Raw genomic sequence first — 22,788 nt, 5'->3', positions numbered from 1 at the left:
GTTTCCCTCCGGGATGTCAGACGCCGCGCCGGTTGCCCCAGATCAGGACATGCAGCTGCGGCAGGATGCGCGGTTTCAGCCAGCCGCGGCCGACCGTGTTCTCGACCAGCCACAGCAGCCGGTCGGCCAGGGCCTGCGGATCGACCGGCAGGGCGGGGTCGGTCTCGGGGTTGCCGGGTTGCAGGTAAAGCGGCAGGTCGGGATGGCGGGCCGCGACCTCGTGCGCCCAGTCCAGGTCGGCCTGGTCGAAGATCACGATCTTCAGCACCCGCTGCGCCGCGCCCACGCCCGCCTGCACACAGCGGTCGAACGCGTCCCAATCGACCACCTGCCCGCTCGACGGCGGTTTCGGCGACAGCACCAGCATGGCGAGATCCGCGAACCAGGGCTGCGCGACCGATCCCTGCGTCTCGCAGGCAAAGCGATAGCCGGCCGCACGCCCCAGCGCGATCAGCGGGGCGAAGTCCTGGATCGCCGGATTGCCGCCGGACAGCGAGACGGTCAGCGGCTGGCCGCCGGACAGGCGCCGCACCTCGGCCCAGACCGCCTCGGCGCTCATCGGCCGCCATTCGTGGCGGTGGCGGCTCTCCACCGCGTGCGGGCTGTCGCACCAGACGCAACGGTAATCGCAGCCCCCCGCACGCACGAAGACCGTGGGTTCGCCGATCAGCGCGCCCTCGCCCTGGATGGTCGGGCCAAAGATTTCCGCGATGCGCAGCGTCATGGCCGATACTCGGCCCAGGTCTTGGGCGTTTCCGAGACCCGGACCGCCACCGTCTCGGGCCAGCGCACCTTGCACCAGTCATGGAAATGCCGCGCCATGTTCTCGGCGGTCGAGGGGCCGTCCAGCACGTCGTTCAGGTGGCGATGGTCGAAATGCGTGTCGATGTAATGCTTCAGCAGCGCAAGCTCGTGATAGTCGCGCACGAAGCCGTCGGCGTTCAGTTCCGCGGCGGCCAGTTCGACCACCACGACATAATTGTGCCCGTGCAGCCGGGCACATTGGTGGTCCGGCGGCAGATGCGCAAGCTGGTGCGAGGCCGAGAAATGGAACTCCTTCGCAATGCGGAACATCAGGCCCGCCCCCGTTCCGCGATGGCCTGCCGCCAGAAATCCGCATCCTCATAGGCGGTCGGGTCGGGGATGCCGGCCAGGTGGAAGGCCTCGCGCCGCTCGACGCAGGTGCCGCAGCGCCCGCAATGGACGGCCCCGCCCTTGTAGCAGGACCAGGTCTCGGCAAAGGGCGTGCCGTGGCGCGCGCCCTCGGCCACGATGTCGGCCTTGGTCCGATGCACGAAGGGGGTCAGCAGCCGCAGCTGCGCATAGCCGTCGAGCGCGGCGTCCTGCATGTGCTGGAACGCCTCGCTGAAGGCGGGGCGGCAGTCGGGATAGATGAAATGATCGCCGCCATGCACGGCGGTCGCCACCGCCTCGTCGCCCATCGCCGCCGCCATGCCGAAGGCGATGGTCAGCATGATGGCGTTGCGGTTCAGGACCACGGTGATGCGCATGGTTTCCTCGGCATAATGCCCGTCCGGCACCTCGGCCCCGCCGGTCAGGGCCGAGCCGGTCAGCACCGCCCCCACCCCGCGCATGTCGATGACGTGATGCGGCACGCCCAGCCGCCGGGCGGCGGCGGCGGCAAAATCCAGCTCCTTGCGGTGGCGCTGGCCGTAGTCGAAGGAGATCAGGCGCGTCAGGCTCCCTTGCGCCGCGACCATATGCGCCAGCGACACGGAATCGAGTCCGCCCGAGCAGACAACTGTCGTCTTCATGATGTGACCCTTGTTTTGATGACCGGGTAGGCTGCGACCGGTATGGGCGCCCGACATAGCGGGCTTTGGCGGGCGGCGCAACCGCCCGCCGGCGTCAGTCGGACAGATCCAGCGCCGGGGTCTCGCCGCTGTCCTCCAGGTGCCAGACCGCCTGCCAGCGCCCGTCCTGGCGGGCCAGGGTCAGGTAGTTCCGTTCCGCCACATAGCGGTGGCGCTGGCCGGGGAGCGGGTGGATGCGGATCGGATGGCGGGGCAAGGGCGCCTCGCCCAGCCCCGCGAACAGCCCCAGCGCGCGGGCATAGGCCTGCGGCGGCGCGCGATGCGAGATGCCCGAGGCGACCAGCTGATGCACCCGCTGCGCCTCCGGCCCCATGACGGCGCGGGTCGCCAGATGGATCTCGCCCGACAGCGCGGTGACATGGGCACGGGTGCGCCATTTCAGCACCTCGCCCAGCATCCGCCGCCATTCGGCGCGATGCGCGCGGCTTTGCCACTGGTCGCGCAGGTCGTCCTCGTAATGCTGCATGCGCGGCATGGCCATCATCACCCGCTCCAGCAGCGACAGGCGGGGACCCAGCAGCGGCACGCTGGAGACCAGGAACACCTGCTCGCCCTGCGGCGCCAGCGCCTCGACCGCCTGCCAGCCGGCGGGCCCCATGATGCGATGGCGGTGGCGTTCCGAGCGCAGGTCGGGCGCGGCGATGGTCAGGCCGGGCAGCTCGCGCTTCCAGCTGAGGCTCGCGCCCGAGGCATCCAGGAACAGCTCGGGAATGTCGCTTTCGACCGCGCCGTGCTGGAACAGCAGATAGGTTTCGCGCGCGACGGCGAACAGGGTCTGGCCCACGGCCGAGCGGCTGCGCTTCTCGGGCAGCGAGCCCCAGCCGTCGCAGATGTCATGGTCGTCCCAGACCGACAACGCCGGCACCTGCGCCGCCATCGCGGCATAGCCCGGCGCCTGCAGCACATGCAGATAGCGGGCGACGAAGCGGCGGCGCAGATGCGCGGCCAGATCGGCAAGCTGGGCGGGATCCTCCACCTGCGGCACCTTGTCGGGCCAGTCCTGGCTCAGCGGATGGCCCTGCGTCGCCTCGTCGGCATAGATCTGGTCGCCGCCCTGCAACAGCAACGCAAAGGGCGCCTGGGCATGGTCGCGCGCCAGCCGCGTCCACATCAGGTTGCGCTCGGCGCCGTCGCGGTCCAGGTCGCCGTTCTCCTCGCCGTTGCAAGAAACGAAGGCCAGGCGCAGGTCGCCCGACAGATCGGTCGCGACCGCGTGAAAACGGCCCTCGAACTCATAGCCGCGATCCGCCGGGGTCAGGGTGAAATCGTGGCGCCAGGCGGCGATGCCGGCGATCTCGGCGATGCGGCGCGCCGGGATTTCGCTGCCGGACAGGCGGATCGGCGGCGGCGCGGGCTCGTCCTTCGGCCGGATGACGATGGCCGCCAGCCGGATGCCCTGCCCCGCCATGCCGCGGAAATGCAGGATCGGCCCCGCCCGGCCGGGTTGCTGCGCCTCGTCCATCATTCAACCTGTCCCTTTCGCATTGCAGCGAGGGATATAGGTGCGGCGCGGCCAAGCGCAAACCGGACCGGCGGCGAACCGCGGCCCCGGTGCCGGCGTTGGTCCCGAAAGGCAGCGCAGGAGCCGGCGATGACCGAGCGGATCGAAGGCGTGACCATCTCGCATCCCGAGCGGGTGATCTTTGACGATGCCGGGCCGGGCAAGGCCGGGCTGACCAAGGCGGGGCTGGCGCGCTATTACCAGCGGATCGCGCCGCTGATGCTGGAAGAGGCCGCGGACCGCCCGCTGTCGCTTCTGCGCCTGCCCGACGGGATGGCGGGCGAGCGGTTCTTCCAGAAGCACCCCGGCAAGGGCTTTCCCAAGGCGATCCGGCAGATGCAGATCACCGAAAGCGACGGCGAGGATGCGGCCTATGCCTATGTCGCCGACGCGGCCGGGCTGGTCGCCGCGGTGCAGATGGGCACGGTCGAGTTCCACATCTGGCCCGCCCGCCGCGACCGGCTGGAGCGGCCCGACCGGCTGGTCTTCGACCTCGACCCCGACGAGGGGCTGGGCTTCGACGCCGTGCGCAGCGCCGCGCTGTCGCTGCGCGGCCGGCTGCTGGACCTGGGCCTTGACCCTTGGGCGATGCTGACCGGCGGCAAGGGGGTGCATCTGGTGGTGCCCCTGCGCCGCAGCATCGGCTGGGGCGATCTGAAGCGCTTCGCCCGCGGCTTCGCCGCGCTTTGCGCGCAGGACGAACCGGACCGCTATACGGTGGAACTGGCCAAGGCCGGCCGCAAGGGCCGCATCTTCATCGACTGGCTGCGCAACGAGCGCGGCTCGACGGCGGTGGCGCCGTTTTCGGTGCGGGCGCGGCCGGGCGCCCCGGTGGCGGCGCCGGTCGGCTGGGACGAGCTGGCCGGGATCACCACCGCCCGCGCCTTCGACACCCAGGCGGCGCAGGAACGCGGCTGGGCCGGCGTGACGCGCAAGCCGCAAGGCCTGACCCGGCCGATCTTCGCCGCGCTGGACAAGGCGCTGGCCGGGGCCGGCTGAGCCCGGTTCAGCCCCGTTCAGCCCTCGATGCGCCGGCCGTCTTGCGCATCGAAGAAATGCAGGTGCCCCGGATCGGGCGCCACCTCGACCCGGTCGCCGCGCGCCAGCCCGCTGGTGCCGGGCAGGCGCAGCACCAGGGGCACGTCCGAGCCCTCGATCATGCCATAGCCGAAGGCATCGGCGCCCAGTCGTTCGACCGAGCGCAGCACGACCGGGATCGCCGCCTCGCCCGGCGCGGCGGGCCGCAGATGCTCGGGACGCAGGCCAAGCCGCAGATCGCCGCCGCGCGGCAGGCCCGGCAGCGGCAGCACCGCCCCGCCGGGCAGCGTGGCCCGCCCCTCGGCCGCCGAAACGGTGAAGATGTTCATCGCCGGCGAGCCGATGAAGCCGGCCACGAATTCGCTGGCCGGGCGCTGGTAGACCTCGAGCGGCGTCGCGATCTGTTCGGCCACGCCCTTGTTCATCACGATCAGCCGGTCGGCCAGCGTCATCGCCTCGACCTGGTCATGGGTGACGTAAAGCGTGGTCTGGCCGGTGCGCAGGTGCATCTCCTTGATCTGCAGGCGCATCTGCACCCGCAGCTTGGCGTCGAGATTCGACAGCGGCTCGTCCAGAAGCAGCGCCGCGGGCTCGCGCACCAGCGCCCGGCCCATGGCGACGCGCTGGCGCTGGCCGCCCGACAGCGCGCGCGGCTTGCGGTCCAGATAGGGCTCCAGCTCCAGCATGGTCGCGGCCTTGGCGACGCGGGCCTCGATCTCGGCTTTCGGGAGCTTCGCGATCTTGAGCCCGTAGGCCATGTTCTCGCGCACCGACATATGCGGATAAAGCGCGTAGTTCTGGAACACCATGGCGATGTCTCGCTGGCGCGGCTCAAGCTCGTTGACCACCTTGCCGCCGATCTCGACCGTGCCGGCGCTGATCGCCTCGAGCCCCGCCACCATGCGCAGGAGCGTGGACTTGCCGCAGCCGGACGGCCCGACGATCACCACGAATTCGCCGTCGGCGATCTCCATGGTGATGCCGTGGATGACCTGGTTTCCCGCATAGCTCTTGCGGACGTCGTTGAGCAGGATGCGGGCCATCTATTTCTCCGTCTCGACCAGGCCCTTGACGAACCAGCGCTGCATCAGCACCACCACCAGGATCGGCGGCAGGATGGCCAGCACGCTTGTGACCATCACGAGGTTCCAGGGCGTATCGGCATCGGCAAAGGAGATCATCTTCTTCAGCGCGATGACGATGGTGTTCATTTCGTTGGAATTGGTGACCAGCAGCGGCCACAGGTATTGCGTCCAGCCATAGATGAACTGGATCACGAAGATCGCCGCCACATTGGTCAGCGACAGCGGCCACAGGATGTCCTTGAAGAACCGCCAGGGCCCGGCGCCGTCGACCCGCGCCGCCTCCAGCAGCTCGTCCGGGATGGTCATGAAGAACTGCCGGAACAGAAGCGTCGCGGTGGCCGAGGCGATCAGCGGCAGGATCAGCCCCGGATAGGTGTCGATCAGGCCCAGGTCGACCATGACCTTGTAGGTCGGCTGGATGCGCACCTCGACCGGCAGCATCAGGGTGATGAAGATCAGCCAGAAGCAGGCCATGCGCAGCGGAAAGCGGAAAAAGACGATGGCATAGGCCGAGGCCATCGAGATCGCGATCTTTCCCAGCGCGATGCCCATGGCGACGATGGTGGTATTGGCCAGAAGCCGCCACAGGCTGACCCCGCCGATGCGGCTGATCCCGCCCGAGAAGGCGTCGGAATAGTTCCGCGCCGCCTCGGGTCCGGGCAGCAGGGGCAGCGGCGGGCGCAGGATGGTCTGCACCGAATGGGTCGAGGCGACGAAGACGTAATAGACCGGGAAGGCCACCACGATCACGCCCAGCACCATCCACAGATGCGCCAGCAGCCGCCCGGCGCCGCGCGCGGCCAGGGGGGAGGGCTCAGCCATAATGCACCCTCCTTTCGATGAAGCGGAACTGGAAGGCGGTCAGCGCGATCACGATGATCATCAGGATCACCGATTGCGCGGCGCTGTCGCCCATGATCAGGTTCACGAAACCGTCGTTATAGACCTTGTAGACCAGCGTCTCGGTCGCCTTGCCGGGGCCGCCGCCGGTCACGGCATGGATGATGCCGAAGGTGTCGAACAGCGCATAGACCGTGTTCACCACCAGCAGGAAGAAGGTCGTCGGCGCCAGCAGCGGGAAGGTGATGGTCCAGAAGGCATGGCGGCGCGAGGCGCCGTCGATGGCCGCCGCCTCCAGCAGCGAGCGGGGGATCGCCTGCAGGCCGGCGACGAAGAACAGGAAGTTGTAGCTGATCTGCTTCCACGTCGCGGCCGCGACCACCAGCGCCATCGCCTGCTCGCCGTCCAGCAGCGGGTTCCAGTAGATGCCCATCTGCCGCAGCGGCCAGGCCAGCGTGCCGAAGCTGGGGTTGAACATGAACAGCCACAGCATGCCGGCGATGGCGGGCGCCACCGCATAGGGCCAGATCATCAGCGTGCGATAGAACCCCTTGCCGCGGACGATCTTTTCCGCCTGCACCGCCAGGAACAGCGCGATCGCCATGGCGCAAAAGGCGACCAGCACCGAAAACACCACCGTCACCCGGACCGAGTTCAGGTAGTTCGGATCGCCCAGCACCTTGCGGAAATTCGCCAGCCCGACGAAGGTCGTCTTCAGGCCAAAGGCATCCTCGCGCAGCACCGACTGGCGAAAGGCCTGCGCCGCCGGCCAATAGAAGAAGATCAGCGTGATCGCCAGCTGCGGCGCCAGCAGCAGCCAGGGCAGCAGCTTGTGCGGAAAGACCGTGCGTCTCATCCGTCCCCCTTGTCGCATCGGGCGGGCGCCGGAACGCCCGCCCCTTGGCCTCAGCCGCCGGCGGCCTCGCGGATGGCGGCATTGCCGCGCTCGGCGGCGTTCTTCAGCGCCGTGGCCGCATCCTGCTGGCCGGCCAGCATCTTTTCATACTCCTCGTTCTGGATGTCGCGCAGCTGCGGCAGGTTCGGCGCGCGCACGCCCTTGGAGTTCTCAGTCGGCTGCTTGCCCATCATCTGCAGGATCGGCGTCTCGCGGCCGGGGTTCTGCTGGTAGAAATCCGAGCCCTTGGTCGCCTCGTAGGCCGCCATCGTCACCGGCAGATAGCCCGATTGCTCGTGCAGGTATTGCTGCACCTCGGTCTGGGACAGATAGTTGAAGAAGGCGGCGACGCCCTTGTAGGTCTCGTCCGACTTGCCGCCCATCACCCAGAGCGAGGCGCCGCCCGGCGTGGTGTTCTGCGGCGCGCCCTCGGCGGTCTCGTCATAGGGCAGCTGGCCGATGCCGTAGTTCATGCCCGACTTGACGATGTCGCCAAGCCCGCCCGAGCTTTCGGTCAGGATGCCGCATTCGCCCGAGGTGAAGTTCTGCTTGGCCTCGCTGGTGCGGCCGCCATAGACGAAGACGCCCTCCTTCGCCAGGTCCGCAAGTTCCTGGAAATGCTTGACGAACAGGGGCCCGTCGATCTTCAGCTCGGGCGTGCCGGCCAGGCCGTTCTCGTTCGTGCCCCAGCTGACGTTGTTCCAGGCGGCGAAGTTCTCGGTATGGATCCAGGTCAGCCAGGTCGAGGTATAGCCGCAGGTCGCCGCCCCCGATTCCTTGATCTTGCGCGCGGCGGCCCAGACCTCGGCCCAGGTCTTGGGCGGGTTCTCGACGTCCAGCCCCGCCTTTTCGAAGATGTCCTTGTTGTAATACAGGATCGGCGAGGAGGAGTTGTAGGGGAAGGACAGCATGTCCCCCTCGGGCGTCGAGTAATAGCCGACGATGCCGGGCAGATACTGGCTCTTGTCGAATTCGTAGCCGCCTTCCTGCAGCACCTCGGCCACCGGCTTGATGGCGCCCTGCGCGCCCATCATGACGCCGGTGCCGACGTCGAAGACCTGGATGATGTCGGGGGCCTGGCCCGCGCGGAAGGCGGCGATGCCGGCGTTCAGGGTTTCGGGATAGGTGCCCTTGAAGACGGGCTTGAGTTCGTAATCGGCCTGGCTTGCGTTGAAATCGCCGGCGATCTTGGTCACCACCTCGGCATTGGCGCCGGTCATGGCGTGCCACCACGAGATTTCGGTCTTGGCCTCGGCCGCGACGGGCAGCGCCATCAGCCCTGCAAGCCAGAATGGGGTTTTCTGCATGGTATCCTCCGAGTCGTGCCTTGCGGCGTCATCGTTCCCGGACGGCAGCAGCTGGGCCAGGGCCCGCCATGCGCCATCCGCCTCCCTGTGCGGATTTGTCACCTGCCGGGGGCCGGGGTGTCAATTCGCAACTGGTCGGTTTGGTATGGCAGGCGGCAGGCAAGCACCGCGCCGGAAACTCCGGCTCTGTGGCATGGATTTGTGAAAATCCAATGACAGCAATGGGTAAAATCAATCTTTTGAGGCAATTTCCGACTGCCCGCCCCCTGTCGGCAGCAAGGGGCAGGCACCGGTTCCGTAGCGTAAACCGCCGGGGGTTGGCAGGGTCGCATGGACGGCCGCAGCCGGTGCGGGGCATGAAATCGGCCGGCCACCAGGGCCGGCCGTTCCGGTGACTGCCCGAAAGCCCCGTCAGAAGCTGCGCGAGACCGACAGCTTGAAGTTCCGCCCCGGCGCCGGGCCGCTGAGCCAGGAGGCGGGCGTATAGTCGCGGTCGGTAAGGTTGTCGACGCCGAGATGGACCTCGATCCCCGCCGCCGCCCCGGCTTGCGGCGCCCAGGTGGCAAAAACGTCATGCACGCCGTAGCCGGCGCGATGTTCGCCATCCGCCTTGTCGCGGCCCTTGGCCAGGGTGCTGCGCAGGCCCAGCCGCCAGGCGTCGCTGGCCTGCCAGATCGCCTGCAAGGTCACGCGGTCGTTGGGCAGCGTGTCCAGCACCGTGCCGTCCTGGTCCTTGCCATCGACGACCGAGACCGCGGCGCCCAGTTCGAAGGCGTCGATGCTGTAGGTCGCCTCCAGCTCGCCGCCGCGCAGATAGGCGCGGTCGATATTGACATAGGCGGGCGTGGGCGCCGCCGCCCCGGTGCGCACGATCATGTCGTCGATATGGTTGCGGAACAGCGTCAGCTTCATCACCGCCTCGTCGCCCTCGGCAAAGATGCCCGAGCCGCGATAGGAGACGCCGGCCTCCAGGTTCTTGCCCTTTTCGTCCTTCAGGTCGGGCGAGGGCGCGCCGCCCATATAGGTATCGAACAGCTCGTCCGCCGTGGGCATCCGGTTCACGAAGGCGGCCGAGCCGAAGACCGACCAGTTGTCGTCCAGCCGCCAGATCGCGGCCAGCTGCGGCTCGAAGGAATCCGAGCTGTAGCGGTCGTCGGTGGCCGTCACCGATGCCTTGGGCTCGATGCGCTGGCGGTCATAGCGCAGGCCGGTGTTCACGGTCAGGTCGCCCCACGTCACCTCGGACAGCGCAAAGGCGGACCAGAACCGGGTGATCCCCTCGGGATGCGAGGACGAGGGCACGCGCGAGGAACGGTCCTGCCGGGACAGTTCCATCCCCGCGGTCAGGTGGTGGTCATAGCCGGCGCCGGACAGGTCGGCGGCGTTCTGCAGCCGGAACTTCCACAGCCGGTAGTCGCGCCGGCCCAGCAAGGACGCCATGATCGGCTCGGCGGGGTCGTCGCCCTGCTGCACCTCCTTCATGGTGTTGGTATAGGACAGCGTCGCCGTCAGATCGACATAGCGGTTGTCCTGCGGGTTCCAGCCCCAGGTCAGCCTGGCCGTCTGGTCGCGCGTGGTGATGTCGCCCACGCCCCAGGAAAAGCCGGGATAGAACAGATCCTTCTGCGCCCCGTTCAGCTGGTCGAAATCCTGGTCCTCGCCCTTGGCCTCCAGGTGCTGATAGGAGAGGGCGACATAGTGGTCGCCGAAGCTCTTTCTTGCCTTCAGCAGCAGGTTCGGCGTCTTGGAGTTCGAGCGGATCGTGGTGTTGCCGTCCGCATCCTTGGTATCGCCCAGCTTGCGCCAGGCCAGCGCCGCCAGCGCCTCGAAGTCATGGCTCGGCCGCCAGCCAAGCGCGATGCTGCCCAGCACCGTGTCGGGATTGCTGGCATAGCCCAGCTTGGCCCGGCCGCCGAAGGTCTGGCCCTCGGCGATCAGGTCGCCCGGCTCGATGGTCTCCATGGCGATCACGCCGCCAAGCGCGCCGGCGCCGTAAAGCGTGGACGAGCCGGGACCGCGCAGCACCTCGACCTGGCGCAGGAAGTCCGGTTCCACGAACAGCGCGCCCTGGCGATAGGATTCGTAGAACTTCTTTTCGCCGTCGAGCAGCTGCACGATGCCCGCCTCGGACGCCGCCTGCTCGCTGGCGCCGAAGCCGCGGATGTTGAACCCCTGCCCGAAGAAGCTGCCCGAGCCGACGCCGGCGACGCCGGGCACGGTCGCCAGCACCTCGCCGATATGGCCAGGGTCGATGTCCTGAAGCTGCTGGCCGTCGACCACGGAAACCGATTGCGGCACCTCGGAAGCCACCTTGGGCTTGCCGGCGCGCAGCACGATCTGGTCCAGCACATAGGCGGTCTGCGCGGACTGGGCCTCGGCGCGTTCCTGCGCCAGCAGCGGAGCGGAAAAGAGAAGGGTGCAGGCACTTCCGGCCAGAAGCGCGCCGCGAATCGGATGGCGTGGCATGTGATCCCCGTCGTCATGTCGTGAAGTTTACGGCTGGCCACGGGGCTGGCATCTTGCGCCGGTTAAAATATTCTTAGTAAAACTGTCAATGATTCCTTGCATCTTCCCGGTCCGAACCGGGCATGCAACAGCAGCGAAAGGCACCGCGATGACCGACCATTCCCCCGCAGAGCTGCGCCGCATCCTGGCCGAGGACGGCGGCCGTCCCTTTGACCTGGCCGAGCGGCTGGGCGTCCCCGAGGCGGCGCTGGTCGCGGCGCGGGTCGGCCATGGCGCGACCTGCATCGACGCCCTGCCCGGCCGGCTGATCCCGCAGGTGCAGGCCCTGGGCGAGGTCATGGCGCTGACCCGCAACCGCTCTTGCGTGATCGAGAAGGTCGGCACCTACAACGATTTCCACGACGGCGAGCATGCCGCCATGACCGTGGACCCCGAGATCGACCTGCGCATCTTTCCCCGCCATTGGGTCCATGCCTTCGCCGTCGAGCAGCAGGCCGAGAGCGGCACTCGCCGCTCGGTCCAGGTCTTCGACGCGGCGGGCGACGCGGTCCACAAGATCCACCTGCGCGAGGGCTCGGACCTGGCAGCCTGGGAGGCGCTGCGTCGCGACCTGGCGCTGGCGGACCAGTCCGACACCGCCCGCTTCGAGCCGCGCGCGCCGGTCGAGCCGCCCAGGGCCGGCGCCGAGCGCGCCGATGCGCTGCGCCGGGAATGGGCCGACATGACCGATACGCATCAGTTCAACATCCTGATCCGCCGGCTCAAGATGAACCGGCTGGGCGCCTATCGCATCGCCGGCGCGCCGCTGGTGCGGCCGCTGGCGGTCGAGGCGGTGCCGGCGCTGCTGGAGCGCGTCCATGCCGATGGCGTGGGGGTGATGTTCTTCGTCGGCAACATGGGCTGCATCGAGATCCATTCCGGCAAGATCCATTCGCTGAGGCCCATGGGGCCGTGGCTGAACGTCATGGACCCGCGCTTCAACCTGCACCTGCGCGGCGACCACGTCGCCGAGGTCTGGGCGGTGGACAAGCCCACCAAGCGCGGCCCGGCGATCTCGGTCGAGGCCTTCGATGCCGAGGGGGCGCTGATCTTCCAATGCTTCGGGTTGCGCCCGGAAAAGGGCGGTAATGCCGAACAATGGGCGGCGCTGGTCGCCGGCCTGCCGGCGCTGGCCGAGGCGGCAGAATGAAACGGCTGGCGCTTGCCCTGGTCCTGCTGGCCGGCCCGGCCGGCGCGGAGGGCCACCCCGAGGCCCGGCGCGTGCTGTCGCTGGGCGGCTCTGTGACGGAAATCGTCTATGCGCTGGGGGAAGAGGCGCGGCTGATCGGCCGCGACACCACCTCGAACTGGCCGCCCCAGGCCAATGCCCTGCCCGATGTCGGCTATGTCCGCGCGCTGTCGCCCGAAGGGGTGCTGTCGGTCTCGCCCGACCTGATCATCGCCGAAGAGGGCGCAGGCCCACCCGAGGCGGTCTCGGTGCTGCAATCGGCCGGCGTGGCCTTCGTCAGCGTGGACGAGCGCTATGACGCCGAGGGCGTGCTGGACAAGGTCGATGCGGTGGCCGAGGCGCTTGGCGTGCCGGAGAAGGGTCGCGCGCTGCACGACAAGCTGGCGGCCGACCTGCAAGCGGCGCTCGGCCGGGCGCAGGCGGTGGCGGGCGAGCCGAAAAAGGTGCTGTTCGTGCTGTCGCTGCAAGGCGAGCGGGTCATGGCCGCTGGCGCGGACACCGCGGCGGACGGCATCATCCGCCTGGCCGGGGCGCAGAACGCCCTGCAGGGTGTCGAGGGCTACAAGCCCGTCACCGACGAGGCGGTGATCGAGGCCGCGCCCGACGTCATCCTGATGATGCGCCGCGGCGACGAACAGGCGGATGCGCAGGCCAATGGCGGCAGCAGCCACACCGCGGCGAAAGAGGCGGTGCTGGCCATGCCGGCGCTGGCCCAGACCCCGGCGGGCCGCGCGGGGGCGGTGGTGATGATGGACGGGCTGAAGCTCCTGGGGTTCGGTCCCCGCACCGGCGAGGCGGCGGTCGAGCTGCACGACCTGATATACGCGGGGTCGTGATGGTGGCCGCGACGCCCGACCTTCGCCCCGGACGGCTGGAAGGCGACCGCAGCCATCGCGCGCGGCGCCTGGGGCTGTTCCTGGCGCTGCTGCTGGCGGTGGTCGCGGTGATCTCGCTGGGCTGGGGCGCCTCGGGGACGTCGCTGGCCCGCGCGCTCTCGGACCTGCTGGCGGGGCGCGAACTCGCGGTGCAGGACCGGGTGGTGCTGCTGGACATCCGGCTGCCGCGGGTGCTGATGGGCATCTTCGTCGGCGCCTCGCTGGCGGTCTCGGGCGCGGTGATGCAGGGGCTGTTCCGCAACCCGCTGGCCGATCCGGGCATCGTCGGCGTCAGTTCCGGCGCCTCGCTTGGGGCGATCCTGGCCATCGTGCTGGGCGGCGCGCTGCCCGGCTGGGTGGCGGCGTTCTTCGGCTGGTATCTGGTCCCGGTCGCCGCCTTTGCCGGCGGCTGGCTGACCACCATGGCGCTTTACCGCATCGCCACCCGGCGCGGGCGCACCTCGGTCGCGACCATGCTGCTGGCCGGCATCGCGCTGGCCGCGATCATGGGGGCGCTGGCCGGGCTGGCGATCCTGCGCGCCAACGACCGCGAGCTGCGCGACCTGACCTTCTGGGGCCTCGGCTCGCTGGCCGGGGCGAACTGGCCCAAGCTGCTGGCCGGGGCGCCGATCATGGCGCTGGCCCTGCTCTACGCCCCCTGGCTCGCGCGCGGACTCAATGCGCTGGCGCTGGGAGAGGCGGCGGCCGGCCATGTCGGCATCCGCGTGCAGAAGGTCAAGAACCGCGCCATCCTGACCGTCGCCGCCGCCACCGGCGCCGCGGTCGCGGTCTCGGGCGGGATCGGCTTCGTCGGCATCGTCGTGCCGCATCTGTTGCGGCTGGCGAGCGGGCCGGACCACCGCTGGCTGCTGGTCAACTCGGCGCTTCTGGGCGCGGTGACGCTGCTGCTGGCCGACATGGTCAGCCGCACGGTGATCGCCCCGGCCGAGCTGCCCATCGGCATCGTCACCGCCGTCATGGGCGGGCCGTTCTTCCTGTGGATCCTTCTGCGCAACCGCGGGGTGCTGGACCTGTGAGCCTGATCGCCAGCGACATCCAGGTCAGCCTTGGCCGCAAGCAGATCCTGCACGGCGTCTCGGTCGAGGCGCGGGCGGGCGAGATCACCGCCATCGTCGGGCCGAACGGCTCGGGCAAGACCACGCTGATGCGCAGCCTGACCGGGGAACTCGCCTGCCGCGGGGCCGTCACCCTGAACGGGCACGACATCGCCGCCCTGTCGCCCGAGGAACTGGCCCGGCGCCGTGCCGTGCTGCCGCAGGCCGCCGCCCTGTCATTCCCCTTTACCGTGGCCGAGGTGGTGCGCATCGGCGTCGAGGCCCGCGGCGAGCGCGCCGATGCGCTGGTGCCGGCGGCGCTGGGGGCGGTCGATCTGCCGGGCTTTTCCGGCCGGCTCTACCAGGAGCTTTCGGGGGGCGAGCAGCAGCGGGTGCAACTGGCCCGCGTCCTGGCGCAGGTCTGGCAGCCGCTGGACGCGGACGGCCCGCGCTGGCTGATGCTGGACGAGCCGGTCAGCAGCCTCGACATCGCCCATCAGCTGACGGTGATGCGGCTGGCCGCCGATTACGCCAGGGCCGGCGGCGGCGTGGTGGCGGTCATGCACGACCTGAACCTGACCGCGCTTTTCGCGCAAAAGCTGGTGCTGATGAGCGGCGGCCGCGTCCTGTGCCAGGGCCGCCCCGACGAGGTCTTGACCGACGAGGCGCTGTCCAGCGCCTATGGCTGCCGGCTGCGCGTCAATGCCGTGCCCGACAGCGGCATCTGGGTGCTGCCGCACGCGGCGGCGTGACCGGCCGGGCCGAAAGACCCGCGACCAAAGGCCGCGCCCATTTACAAGCCCGCCCCGGCATCCGCATATTGGACATGACCCCGCTGTTGAGAGATGCCCGATGCATGCCATGCTGCTGCACAGGATCGGCGCGCCGCTGGTCTGGACCGAACTGCCCGACCGTGACCCCGGTCCGGGCGAGATCCGGGTCCGCGTCCTGGCCTGCGGGGTCTGCCGCACCGACCTGCACGTGGTCGACGGCGAATTGCCCGACCCGGTGCTGCCGATCATCCCCGGACACGAGATCGTCGGCCGGGTCGATGCGCTCGGCCCCGGCGTTACCGGCCTTGCCCTGGGCCAGCGGGTCGGCATCCCCTGGCTGGGCCACGCCTGCGGCGCCTGCCCCTATTGCCGCGACGGGCGCGAGAACCTGTGCGACGCGCCGGGCTTTACCGGCTACACGCGGGACGGCGGCTATGCGACCGCGGCGATCGCCGACGCGCGTTTCGCCTTTCCCCTGGGCGAGGCCGGCGAGGACGTGGCGCTGGCGCCCCTGCTTTGCGCCGGGCTGATCGGCTGGCGCGCGCTGGTGATCGCGGGCAAGGCGCCGCGGCTGGGGCTTTACGGCTTTGGCGCGGCCGCCCATATCATCGCGCAGGTGGCGGCGTGGCAGGGCCGCGCGGTCCATGCCTTCACCCGCCCCGGCGACCTGCGCTCGCAGGATTTCGCGCGCCGGCTGGGCGCGGTCTGGGCCGGCGGCTCGGACCAGCCCCCGCCCGAGCCGCTGGATGCAGCGATCATCTTCGCCCCGGTGGGCGAGTTGGTTCCGGCGGCGCTGAAGGCGGTGCGCAAGGGCGGCCGCGTGGTCTGCGCCGGCATCCACATGAGCGACATCCCCGCCTTTCCCTATGCGCTGCTCTGGCACGAACGCCAGATCGCCTCGGTCGCCAACCTGACGCGGCAGGACGGGCTGGACTTCCTGTCGCTGGCGCCCCGCATCGGCATCGCCACCGAAACCACGACCTATCCGCTGCGCGAGGCCAATCGCGCGCTGGACGACCTGCGCGCCGGCCGCTTCGACGGCGCGGCCGTGCTGGTGCCCTGAGCCGCCCGCCGGGCGCGGCCGCGCCCGGCCAGCCCCTCTCTTTCCGACCGGGATCTGCTGCCATGAAGGAAACGGCGAATACCCTTGCAACCGGCCCCGTCCCGACCGATGCCGGCCCCTTTCGCGCCATCGACCGGCTGCGCGAGGCGATGGCCGCCGGCTTCGGCACCGGCGTCTCGCCCCTGGCGCTCGGCATGGCGCTGATGGACTGGTCGGCGCACCTGGCCGCCGCGCCGGGCAAGCGGCTGGAGCTGGCCGACAAGGCCGCGCGCGAGACGGCGGCGCTGCTGGCCCATGCCGCGGCGCTCGCCGCCGATCCGGCGGCCGAGCCGGTGATCCGGCCGCCCCCGCAGGACCGCCGCTTCGCCGCCGCGGCCTGGCAGAACCCGCCCTTCAGCCTCTGGGCCCAGGGCTTCCTGCTGGCGCGGCAATGGTGGCAGGAGGCGACGCGCGACGTGCCCGGCGTCGATCCGCATCGCCAGAACCTGCTGTCGGCGATGGTGCAGCAATGGCTCGACATGGCCTCGCCGGCGAACCTGCCCTTCACCAATCCCGAGGTGATCGCCCGCACCCTGCAGACCGGCGGGCTGAACCAATGGATGGGCATGCGCAACTGGGCCGAGGACATGGCCCGGCTGGCCGCCGGCAAGCCCCCGGTCGGGGCCGAGCAATTCCGCGTCGGCCACGAAGTCGCGGCAAGCCCCGGCAAGGTGGTCTATCGCAACCACCTGATCGAGCTGATCCAATACGCCCCCGCGACCGACACCGTGCTGGCCGAGCCGGTGCTGCTGGTCCCGGCCTGGATCATGAAATACTATATCCTCGACCTTTCGCCGGAAAACTCGCTGGTCCGGCACCTGGTCGGCGCCGGGCACACGGTCTTCTGCATCTCATGGCGCAATCCCACGGCCGAGGACCGCGACCTGACGCTGGAGGATTACCGCAGCCTGGGGGTGATGGCGGCGGTGGATGCGATCTCGGCCATCCTGCCGGGGCGGGGCATCCATGCGGCGGGCTATTGCCTGGGCGGCACGCTGCTGGCCATCGCGGCGGCAGCGATGGGCGGGGCGCGGGACGACCGGCTGGCCAGCGTCTCGCTGCTGGCGGCGCAGACGGATTTCGCCGAGCCGGGCGAGCTGGGGCTGTTCATCGACCACGACCAGCTCAACAGCCTGGAAAGCGCGATGCGGCAACGCGGCTACCTGACGGCCGAACAGATGCTGGGCGCCTTCCGCTTCCTGCGCTCGAACGACCTGATCTGGTCGCGCATGGTGCGCGCCTATCTGATGGGCGAGCGCGAGCCGATGACCGACATGCTGGCCTGGAGCAGCGATTCGACCCGGATGCCCTATCGCATGCAGGGCGAATACCTGCGCCGCTTCTACCTGGAAAACGCGCTGGCCGGCGACCGGCTGCTGGCCGACGGCCGGCCCGTGGCGTTGCGCAACATCCGCGCGCCGGTCTTTGCCGTCGGCACCGAAGAGGATTACGTCGCCCCCTGGCGCTCGGTCTATCGGCTGCACTGCCTCAGCGATGCCGAGCTGACCTTCGTGCTGGGGGATCGGGACCACCTGGCGGGGATCATCCTGGACCCGGCCGGACCCGGCCATCACCGCATCGCCACCCGCGGGCGGGACGGCACCTGCCTGCCGCCCGACGACTGGCTGCACGCCGCCGCGCTGCGCGAGGGCTGCTGGTGGCCGGCCTGGATCGACTGGCTGGCGCGGCATTCCGCGGCCGAGCGGGTGGCGCCGCCGGGCATGGGCGCGGCCGCCGCGGGCTATCCGGCGCTGGAGGACGCGCCGGGCAGCTATGTCCGCCAGCGCTAGGCCAGCAGGGCGGCGGCCTCCATCGCCATCATCCGCTCTTCGTTGGCGGGGATGATCAGCGTCGCGAAATCGCCCAAGGGCGCCATGCGGCGCAGGATCGCCTCGCGCACCGGGGCGGCGTTCTCGCCGATGCCGCCGGTGAAGACCATGGCGTCGATGCCGCCCAGCGAGACCGCCATGGCCGCCGCCGCCTGCGCGCATCTGAGCGCGAAATAGTCCAGCGCGAAACGCGACTGCGCCGAGCCATCCGCCAGCAGCGCCGCCACATCGTTCGACTTGCCCGACATGCCCAAAAGGCCCGAACGGTTATAGATCAGATCCTCGATCTCTTCGGGCGTCATGCCGAAGCTGCGCTGCATCAGCAGGATCGCGCCGGGATCGACGGCGCCCGAGCGCGTGCCCATGGGAATGCCGTCCACCGCGGTCATGCCCATGGTGGTATCGACGCTGCGCCCCTGATGCATGGCGCAAAGGCTGGCGCCATTGCCCAGATGCGCGGCGACCACCCGGCCCCGGTGCAGGTCGGGATGGTCGCGCGCCAGCACCTGCGCCAGCCATTGATAGGACAGGCCGTGAAAGCCATAGCGGCGCACGCCCTGTTCGAACAGCGGCTCGGGCAGGGCGAAATGGGTGAAAAGGGCATCCCGCCCGGCATGGAAGGCGGTGTCGAAACAGGCAAGGTTCGGCACCTCGTCGCCCACCAGCCGGCGGGCGGCGGCGATGGCGGCCAGCCCGTGCGGTTGGTGCAGCGGCGCCAGCGGGATCAGCGCCGCCAGATCCTCCAGCACCTGCGGCGTGACCGGGGTCGAGCGGACATAGCGCGTGCCGCCATGGACGATGCGATGCGCCACCGCCTCGATCCGCCAGCCCTCGTCATGGGCGTCGATGAAATCCAGCACGGCCTGCATGGCGGCGGCATGATCGCCGCCCGCGACCGGGCCGCGGAACTCGGGCTCGCCGGCCAGCCGGGCCGCCAGCTCGGCATCCGCGCCGATCCGGCTGACCGCGCCGCGCGCCAGAAGCGCCAGCCCCTCGCGCGCGAAGACCCGGAACTTGAGGCTCGACGAGCCGGCATTCAGCGTCAGGATCGCCGGGGTCATTTCACCTGCCCCAGCCGGCGCGCCTCGGCCATCAGCACGGCCAGCGCGGTGGACAGCATCCGGGCGCGCACGGAATCGGCGCGGCTGGTCAGGACGACCGGCACCCGCGCACCCAGCACGATCCCCGCCGCATCGGCGCCGCCCATGAAAACCAGCTGCTTGGCCAGCATGTTGCCCGATTCGATGTCGGGCACCAGCAGGATGTCGGCCTGCCCCGCCACGGGCGAGACGATGCCCTTTTCCCGCGCCGCCGCCGGGCTGATCGCATTGTCGAAGGCCAGCGGCCCGTCCAGATCGGCGTCCTCGATCTGGCCGCGATCGGCCATCTTGCACAGCGCCGCCGCGTCCAGCGTGGCCTGCATCTTGGGATTGACCGTCTCGACCGCGGCAAGGATCGCGGCCTTGGGCCGGGCCGGCCCCCACAGCACGCGCCAGAGCACGATGGCATTGTGCAGGATGTCCGCCTTGACCATCAGGTCGGGGGCGATGTTGACCGCCGCATCGGTGATGATGAAGGGGCGCGGATAATCCTCGGTCAGCATCAGGAAGGCGTGGCTGATCCGCCGCTCGGTGCGCAGCCCGCATTGCGGGTGGATCACCGCGCCCAGCAGCTCGTCGGAATGCAGCGAGCCCTTCATGATCGCGCCGACCTGGCCCGTCGCGGCCATCTGCGCGGCGCGGGCGGCGGCGGCGTGGCTGTGTTCGGTATCCACGATCTCATAGGTGTCGGGGGCCTGCCCCGCCTCGGTCAGCGCGGCGGCGATGCGGGCGGCGGGGCCGACCAGCACCGGCTCGATCAGCCCGGCCGCGCGCGCCTCTTCCACCGCGTCGAAGACGGTATGGCTGACCGGGTGGACCACGGCGGTGCGCAGTGGCGGCAAACCGGCGCAGCGGTCGATGATGGCTTGATAGGCGTCGGTCATCGCTATCCTCCGTGCTGGCGCGGATCCCGCGCCCCCGAGGATCCCGATATGCCGGCGGGAGGCAAGGGAAAAGCGGCGTCCCGCCGCAAGCGCCGCGGGAAAGGCCGGCCCGCTGCGACGATCCGGCGCGGGGGCCGGCGTCGGCGGTCAGCCGGTGCGGTCCAGAAGCCGGGCGATCTCGGCCCGCAGTTCCGACAGCTCGAAGGGTTTGGCGATGAAGCCGTCGGCGCCAAGCGCCAGCCCCTTGCGGCGTTCCACCACCGAGCCACGGGCGGTCATCAGCAGCACCCGCACGTCGCGCAGGCCGGGGTCGGCGCGCAGCGCCTCGACGATCTGGTAGCCCGAGATGTCGGGCAGCATGATGTCCAGCAGCACCAGGTCGGGGCGGTTGGCGCGGATCTCGTCCAGCGCGGCGGTGCCGCCGGCGATCCGCCTGTAGCTGTGGCCGGCCCGCGCCAGCAGGAACTCCAGCGCGGCGGCGATATTGTCCTCGTCCTCGACGATCAGGATATGGGCCATCACCCCCTCCGAAGGATCGGACACCGAAGCCGGGCCAGGCGGGTCGGTTCCGGGACGACGATGGCCCGCCCCCAAGGGGGCGGGCCTGCGTTTTCAGTGCGACGAGGCTTCCGCCGCGCCGATCCCGGTTTCCGAGCGCACCTGCTGGGCCAGGAAGCCGGCCCGGTCGATGCGCGCCCGCGTGCCGTTGTCCATCTTGGACACCAGCCAGATGCCCAGGAAGGCCAGGGTCATCGAGAACAGCGCCGGCGAGGTATAGGGGAAGGGCGCCGAGCCGGCGGGGTTGCCCAGCGTGGCTTCCCAGACCGAGGGCGACAGCACCGTCAGCACCACCGAGGAGATCAGCCCCAGGAAGCCGCCGACCACGGCGCCCTTGGTCGTGCAATCCTTCCACAGCACCGACATGAACAGCACCGGGAAGTTGGCCGAGGCAGCCACCGCGAAGGCCAGCGACACCATGAAGGCGATGTTCTGGTTCTTGAAGGCGATGCCGAGCACGACCGCCACCAGGCCCAGGGCCACCGTGGTGATGCGCGAGACGCGCAGCTCGCTGCCCGGCGCGGGGTTGCCGTTCTTGATCACGGTCGCATAGAGGTCGTGGCTGACCGCCGAGGCGCCCGAGAGCGTCAGGCCGGCGACCACCGCCAGGATGGTGGCAAAGGCCACGGCCGAGATGAAGCCCAGGAAGACGTTGCCGCCCACCGCCTTGGCCAGATGCACCGCCGCCATGTTGCTGCCGCCGACCAGAGCGCCGGAGCCGTCCAGGAATTCCGGGTTGGTCAGCACGAAGGTGATGGCGCCGAAGCCGATGATGAAGGTCAGGAGGTAGAAATAGCCGATCCAGCCGGTCGCCCACATCACCGACTTGCGCGCTTCCTTGGCGCTCGGCACGGTGAAGAAGCGCATCAGGATATGCGGCAGGCCGGCGGTGCCGAACATCAGCGCCATGCCGAAGCTGATGGCCGAGATCGGATCCTTGATGAAGGTGCCCGGACCCATGATCGACTGGCCGGCGACGGCGGCTTCCTCGGCGGTCTTGCCGCCGGCGGTGGCCAGATCGGCCTTGACGCGGACCGCATCGGCGAACATCGCCTCGGGGCTGAAGCCATAGTGCCACATGACCATGAAGGACATGAAGGTCGCGCCGCCCAGAAGCAGGCAGGCCTTGATGATCTGCACCCAGGTCGTCGCGGTCATGCCGCCGAACAGCACGTAGATCATCATCAGCGCGCCGACGATCACCACCGCGATCCAGTAGTCCAGGCCGAACAGCAGCTGGATCAGCGAGCCCGCGCCCACCATCTGCGCGATCAGGTAGAAGGCCACCACGACCAGCGTGCCCGAGGCGGCAAAGATGCGCACCGGGGTCTGGGCAAAGCGGAAGGCCGCCACGTCGGCAAAGGTGAAGCGGCCGAGGTTGCGCAGCCGCTCTGCCATCAGGAAGGTCAGGATCGGCCAGCCGACCAGGAAGCCGATCGAATAGATCAGCCCGTCATAGCCCGAGATCATGACCGCGGCCGAGATCCCCAGGAACGAGGCGGCCGACATGTAGTCCCCGGCGATGGCAAGCCCGTTCTGGAAGCCGGTGATGCCGCCGCCCGCGGTATAGAAATCCGCCGCCGACTTGGTCCGCGACGCCGCCCATTTGGTGATGTAGAGCGTCGCCAGCACGAAGGCGGCGAACATGGTGATCGCGGTCCAGTTCGTCGCCTGTTTCTCGGCGCCCTGGATCACGTCGGCGGCCATGGCGGCGCCCGGCATGGCCAGGGCCGCGGCCATCAGGCCGTTGCGCAGGATCTTGTGGGTCATTTCAGCGCCTCCCGGCGAACCTTCTCGCTCAGCTCGTCGAACTCGCTGTTCGCGCGGCGCACGTAGACGCCGGTGATGATGATGGTAAAGACGATCACGCCGAAGCCCAGGGGGATGCCCCAGGTCATGACGCCGTCGCCGATCCGCGAGGCGAGCAGTTCCTTGTCGAAGGCGATCAGCAGGATATAGCCGTAATAGACCACGAGCATCGCAATCGTCAGGATCCAGCCATAGCGGGATCGTTTCGCTTTCAGTAATTGATAGTTCGGATCTGCGGCGATCCGTTCGGCCAGGTTGTCTTGCATCGGGGTCGTGCTCCTCCACTGCCACGATATGCTGTCTTTTCAGCCGCGCCGGCGCCATGCCGGCGAGACGATCTTCTTCTGGAAGGCTTTTCGGCGGGCGGCAGGCTCCTCCGGCCATGCCGCGACCGGTCCATGGGCGCGCATCGCCCATGGCGGTCCGTCTTGCACCATGCCGGGCCGGCGATCCGCCGACGGCCCGCTGCGGCTGTCAGTGCCGGTTCATCCGGTTCTCGATCAGTTCGTCGACGACGCCGGGGTCGGCCAGCGTCGAGATGTCGCCGAGCGCGCCGAAATCGTCCTCGGCGATCTTGCGCAGGATGCGGCGCATGATCTTGCCCGAGC

Annotated in this window: 20 protein-coding genes and 1 pseudogene; 7 read left to right on the top strand and 14 right to left on the bottom strand. The window is 69.5% G+C overall.

The window, feature by feature from the left end:
* Window positions 1-16: 16 nt before the first annotated feature.
* The 4 genes from queE to IT40_RS17025 form a co-directional block, all read right to left on the bottom strand.
* Window positions 17-724 (bottom strand): 7-carboxy-7-deazaguanine synthase QueE, encoded by a 708-nt coding sequence (gene queE / locus IT40_RS17040; protein ID WP_036757739.1) that lies wholly within the window; start codon window positions 722-724, stop codon window positions 17-19.
* The gene (locus tag IT40_RS17035) at window positions 721-1,074 is read right to left on the bottom strand and encodes a 6-pyruvoyl trahydropterin synthase family protein (protein WP_036757737.1); all 354 of its coding nucleotides are present in this window, start codon (window positions 1,072-1,074) and stop codon (window positions 721-723) included. The genes queE and IT40_RS17035 overlap by 4 nt, the downstream gene beginning before the upstream one ends.
* Window positions 1,074-1,775 carry a 7-cyano-7-deazaguanine synthase QueC gene (gene queC / locus IT40_RS17030; protein ID WP_036757735.1) on the bottom strand — a complete coding sequence of 234 codons (702 nt, stop codon included), beginning with the start codon at window positions 1,773-1,775 and terminating at the stop codon, window positions 1,074-1,076. The genes IT40_RS17035 and queC overlap by 1 nt, the downstream gene beginning before the upstream one ends.
* A gap of 94 nt (window positions 1,776-1,869) precedes the next feature.
* The gene (locus IT40_RS17025; RefSeq protein WP_116171216.1) at window positions 1,870-3,300 is read right to left on the bottom strand and encodes an alkaline phosphatase D family protein; all 1,431 of its coding nucleotides are present in this window, start codon (window positions 3,298-3,300) and stop codon (window positions 1,870-1,872) included.
* Window positions 3,301-3,426: 126 nt separating this feature from the next.
* On the opposite strand from IT40_RS17025, the gene ligD reads away from it, so the two are divergent.
* Window positions 3,427-4,335: a non-homologous end-joining DNA ligase gene (gene ligD, locus IT40_RS17020; protein WP_052096087.1), complete on the top strand. Its 909-nt coding sequence runs from the start codon at window positions 3,427-3,429 to the stop codon at window positions 4,333-4,335.
* A gap of 17 nt (window positions 4,336-4,352) precedes the next feature.
* On the opposite strand, the gene IT40_RS17015 is transcribed toward ligD, so the two are convergent.
* The 5 genes from IT40_RS17015 to IT40_RS16995 all read right to left on the bottom strand — a co-directional run bounded on the left by IT40_RS17015 (window position 4,353) and on the right by IT40_RS16995 (window position 10,967).
* A complete protein-coding gene (locus tag IT40_RS17015) occupies window positions 4,353-5,417 on the bottom strand; it encodes a sn-glycerol-3-phosphate import ATP-binding protein UgpC (protein WP_036757733.1) in 1,065 nt (354 codons plus the stop codon).
* On the bottom strand, window positions 5,418-6,281 hold the full coding sequence (gene ugpE / locus IT40_RS17010) for a sn-glycerol-3-phosphate ABC transporter permease UgpE (protein WP_036757731.1): 864 nt from the start codon (window positions 6,279-6,281) through the stop codon (window positions 5,418-5,420).
* Complete coding sequence (gene ugpA, locus IT40_RS17005) at window positions 6,274-7,155, bottom strand: sn-glycerol-3-phosphate ABC transporter permease UgpA (RefSeq protein WP_036757729.1); 882 nt, start codon at window positions 7,153-7,155, stop codon at window positions 6,274-6,276. Before ugpA ends, ugpE begins: the two co-directional genes overlap by 8 nt.
* A gap of 50 nt (window positions 7,156-7,205) precedes the next feature.
* Window positions 7,206-8,501, bottom strand: coding sequence for a sn-glycerol-3-phosphate ABC transporter substrate-binding protein UgpB (gene ugpB, locus IT40_RS17000; protein ID WP_036757728.1), 1,296 nt, complete (start codon window positions 8,499-8,501; stop codon window positions 7,206-7,208).
* 411 nt (window positions 8,502-8,912) lie between these two features.
* Window positions 8,913-10,967 (bottom strand): TonB-dependent receptor domain-containing protein, encoded by a 2,055-nt coding sequence (locus IT40_RS16995; protein ID WP_036757726.1) that lies wholly within the window; start codon window positions 10,965-10,967, stop codon window positions 8,913-8,915.
* Between the two features lie 148 nt (window positions 10,968-11,115).
* On the opposite strand from IT40_RS16995, the gene IT40_RS16990 reads away from it, so the two are divergent.
* The 6 genes and pseudogenes from IT40_RS16990 to IT40_RS16965 all read left to right on the top strand — a co-directional run bounded on the left by IT40_RS16990 (window position 11,116) and on the right by IT40_RS16965 (window position 17,790).
* The gene (locus IT40_RS16990; protein WP_036757724.1) at window positions 11,116-12,156 is read left to right on the top strand and encodes a hemin-degrading factor; all 1,041 of its coding nucleotides are present in this window, start codon (window positions 11,116-11,118) and stop codon (window positions 12,154-12,156) included.
* The gene (locus tag IT40_RS16985; protein ID WP_036757722.1) at window positions 12,153-13,031 is read left to right on the top strand and encodes a heme/hemin ABC transporter substrate-binding protein; all 879 of its coding nucleotides are present in this window, start codon (window positions 12,153-12,155) and stop codon (window positions 13,029-13,031) included. Before IT40_RS16990 ends, IT40_RS16985 begins: the two co-directional genes overlap by 4 nt.
* Entirely contained in the window at window positions 13,031-14,107 is a 1,077-nt protein-coding gene (locus tag IT40_RS16980) for a FecCD family ABC transporter permease (protein ID WP_036757720.1), read from the top strand. The genes IT40_RS16985 and IT40_RS16980 overlap by 1 nt, the downstream gene beginning before the upstream one ends.
* A pseudogene (locus IT40_RS16975) lies at window positions 14,095-14,877 on the top strand (heme ABC transporter ATP-binding protein); the annotation flags it as partial. The gene IT40_RS16980 and the pseudogene IT40_RS16975, both read left to right, overlap by 13 nt.
* 100 nt (window positions 14,878-14,977) lie before the next feature.
* Complete coding sequence (locus IT40_RS16970; RefSeq protein ID WP_036757716.1) at window positions 14,978-15,961, top strand: zinc-dependent alcohol dehydrogenase family protein; 984 nt, start codon at window positions 14,978-14,980, stop codon at window positions 15,959-15,961.
* Between the two features lie 62 nt (window positions 15,962-16,023).
* Window positions 16,024-17,790, top strand: coding sequence for a PHA/PHB synthase family protein (locus IT40_RS16965; protein WP_036757714.1), 1,767 nt, complete (start codon window positions 16,024-16,026; stop codon window positions 17,788-17,790).
* Here IT40_RS16965 and IT40_RS16960 read toward each other — a convergent pair.
* The 5 genes from IT40_RS16960 to IT40_RS16940 all read right to left on the bottom strand — a co-directional run bounded on the left by IT40_RS16960 (window position 17,787) and on the right by IT40_RS16940 (window position 22,446).
* Complete coding sequence (locus IT40_RS16960; protein WP_036757712.1) at window positions 17,787-18,890, bottom strand: acetate/propionate family kinase; 1,104 nt, start codon at window positions 18,888-18,890, stop codon at window positions 17,787-17,789. The two genes, IT40_RS16965 and IT40_RS16960, sit on opposite strands and share 4 nt — an antisense overlap.
* Window positions 18,887-19,855, bottom strand: a complete 969-nt coding sequence (locus tag IT40_RS16955) for a bifunctional enoyl-CoA hydratase/phosphate acetyltransferase (protein ID WP_279432832.1) — start codon at window positions 19,853-19,855, stop codon at window positions 18,887-18,889. Before IT40_RS16955 ends, IT40_RS16960 begins: the two co-directional genes overlap by 4 nt.
* A gap of 105 nt (window positions 19,856-19,960) precedes the next feature.
* The gene (locus IT40_RS16950; protein WP_036757709.1) at window positions 19,961-20,332 is read right to left on the bottom strand and encodes a response regulator transcription factor; all 372 of its coding nucleotides are present in this window, start codon (window positions 20,330-20,332) and stop codon (window positions 19,961-19,963) included.
* A gap of 93 nt (window positions 20,333-20,425) precedes the next feature.
* On the bottom strand, window positions 20,426-22,111 hold the full coding sequence (locus tag IT40_RS16945) for a cation acetate symporter (RefSeq protein ID WP_275600449.1): 1,686 nt from the start codon (window positions 22,109-22,111) through the stop codon (window positions 20,426-20,428).
* 26 nt (window positions 22,112-22,137) lie between these two features.
* Window positions 22,138-22,446, bottom strand: coding sequence for a DUF485 domain-containing protein (locus IT40_RS16940; protein WP_036757705.1), 309 nt, complete (start codon window positions 22,444-22,446; stop codon window positions 22,138-22,140).
* Window positions 22,447-22,788: the final 342 nt, after the last annotated feature.

Source organism: Paracoccus versutus (genome assembly GCF_000763885.1).
Classification (GTDB): domain Bacteria; phylum Pseudomonadota; class Alphaproteobacteria; order Rhodobacterales; family Rhodobacteraceae; genus Paracoccus; species Paracoccus versutus.
This window is presented reverse-complemented; position numbering and strand designations above follow the sequence as displayed.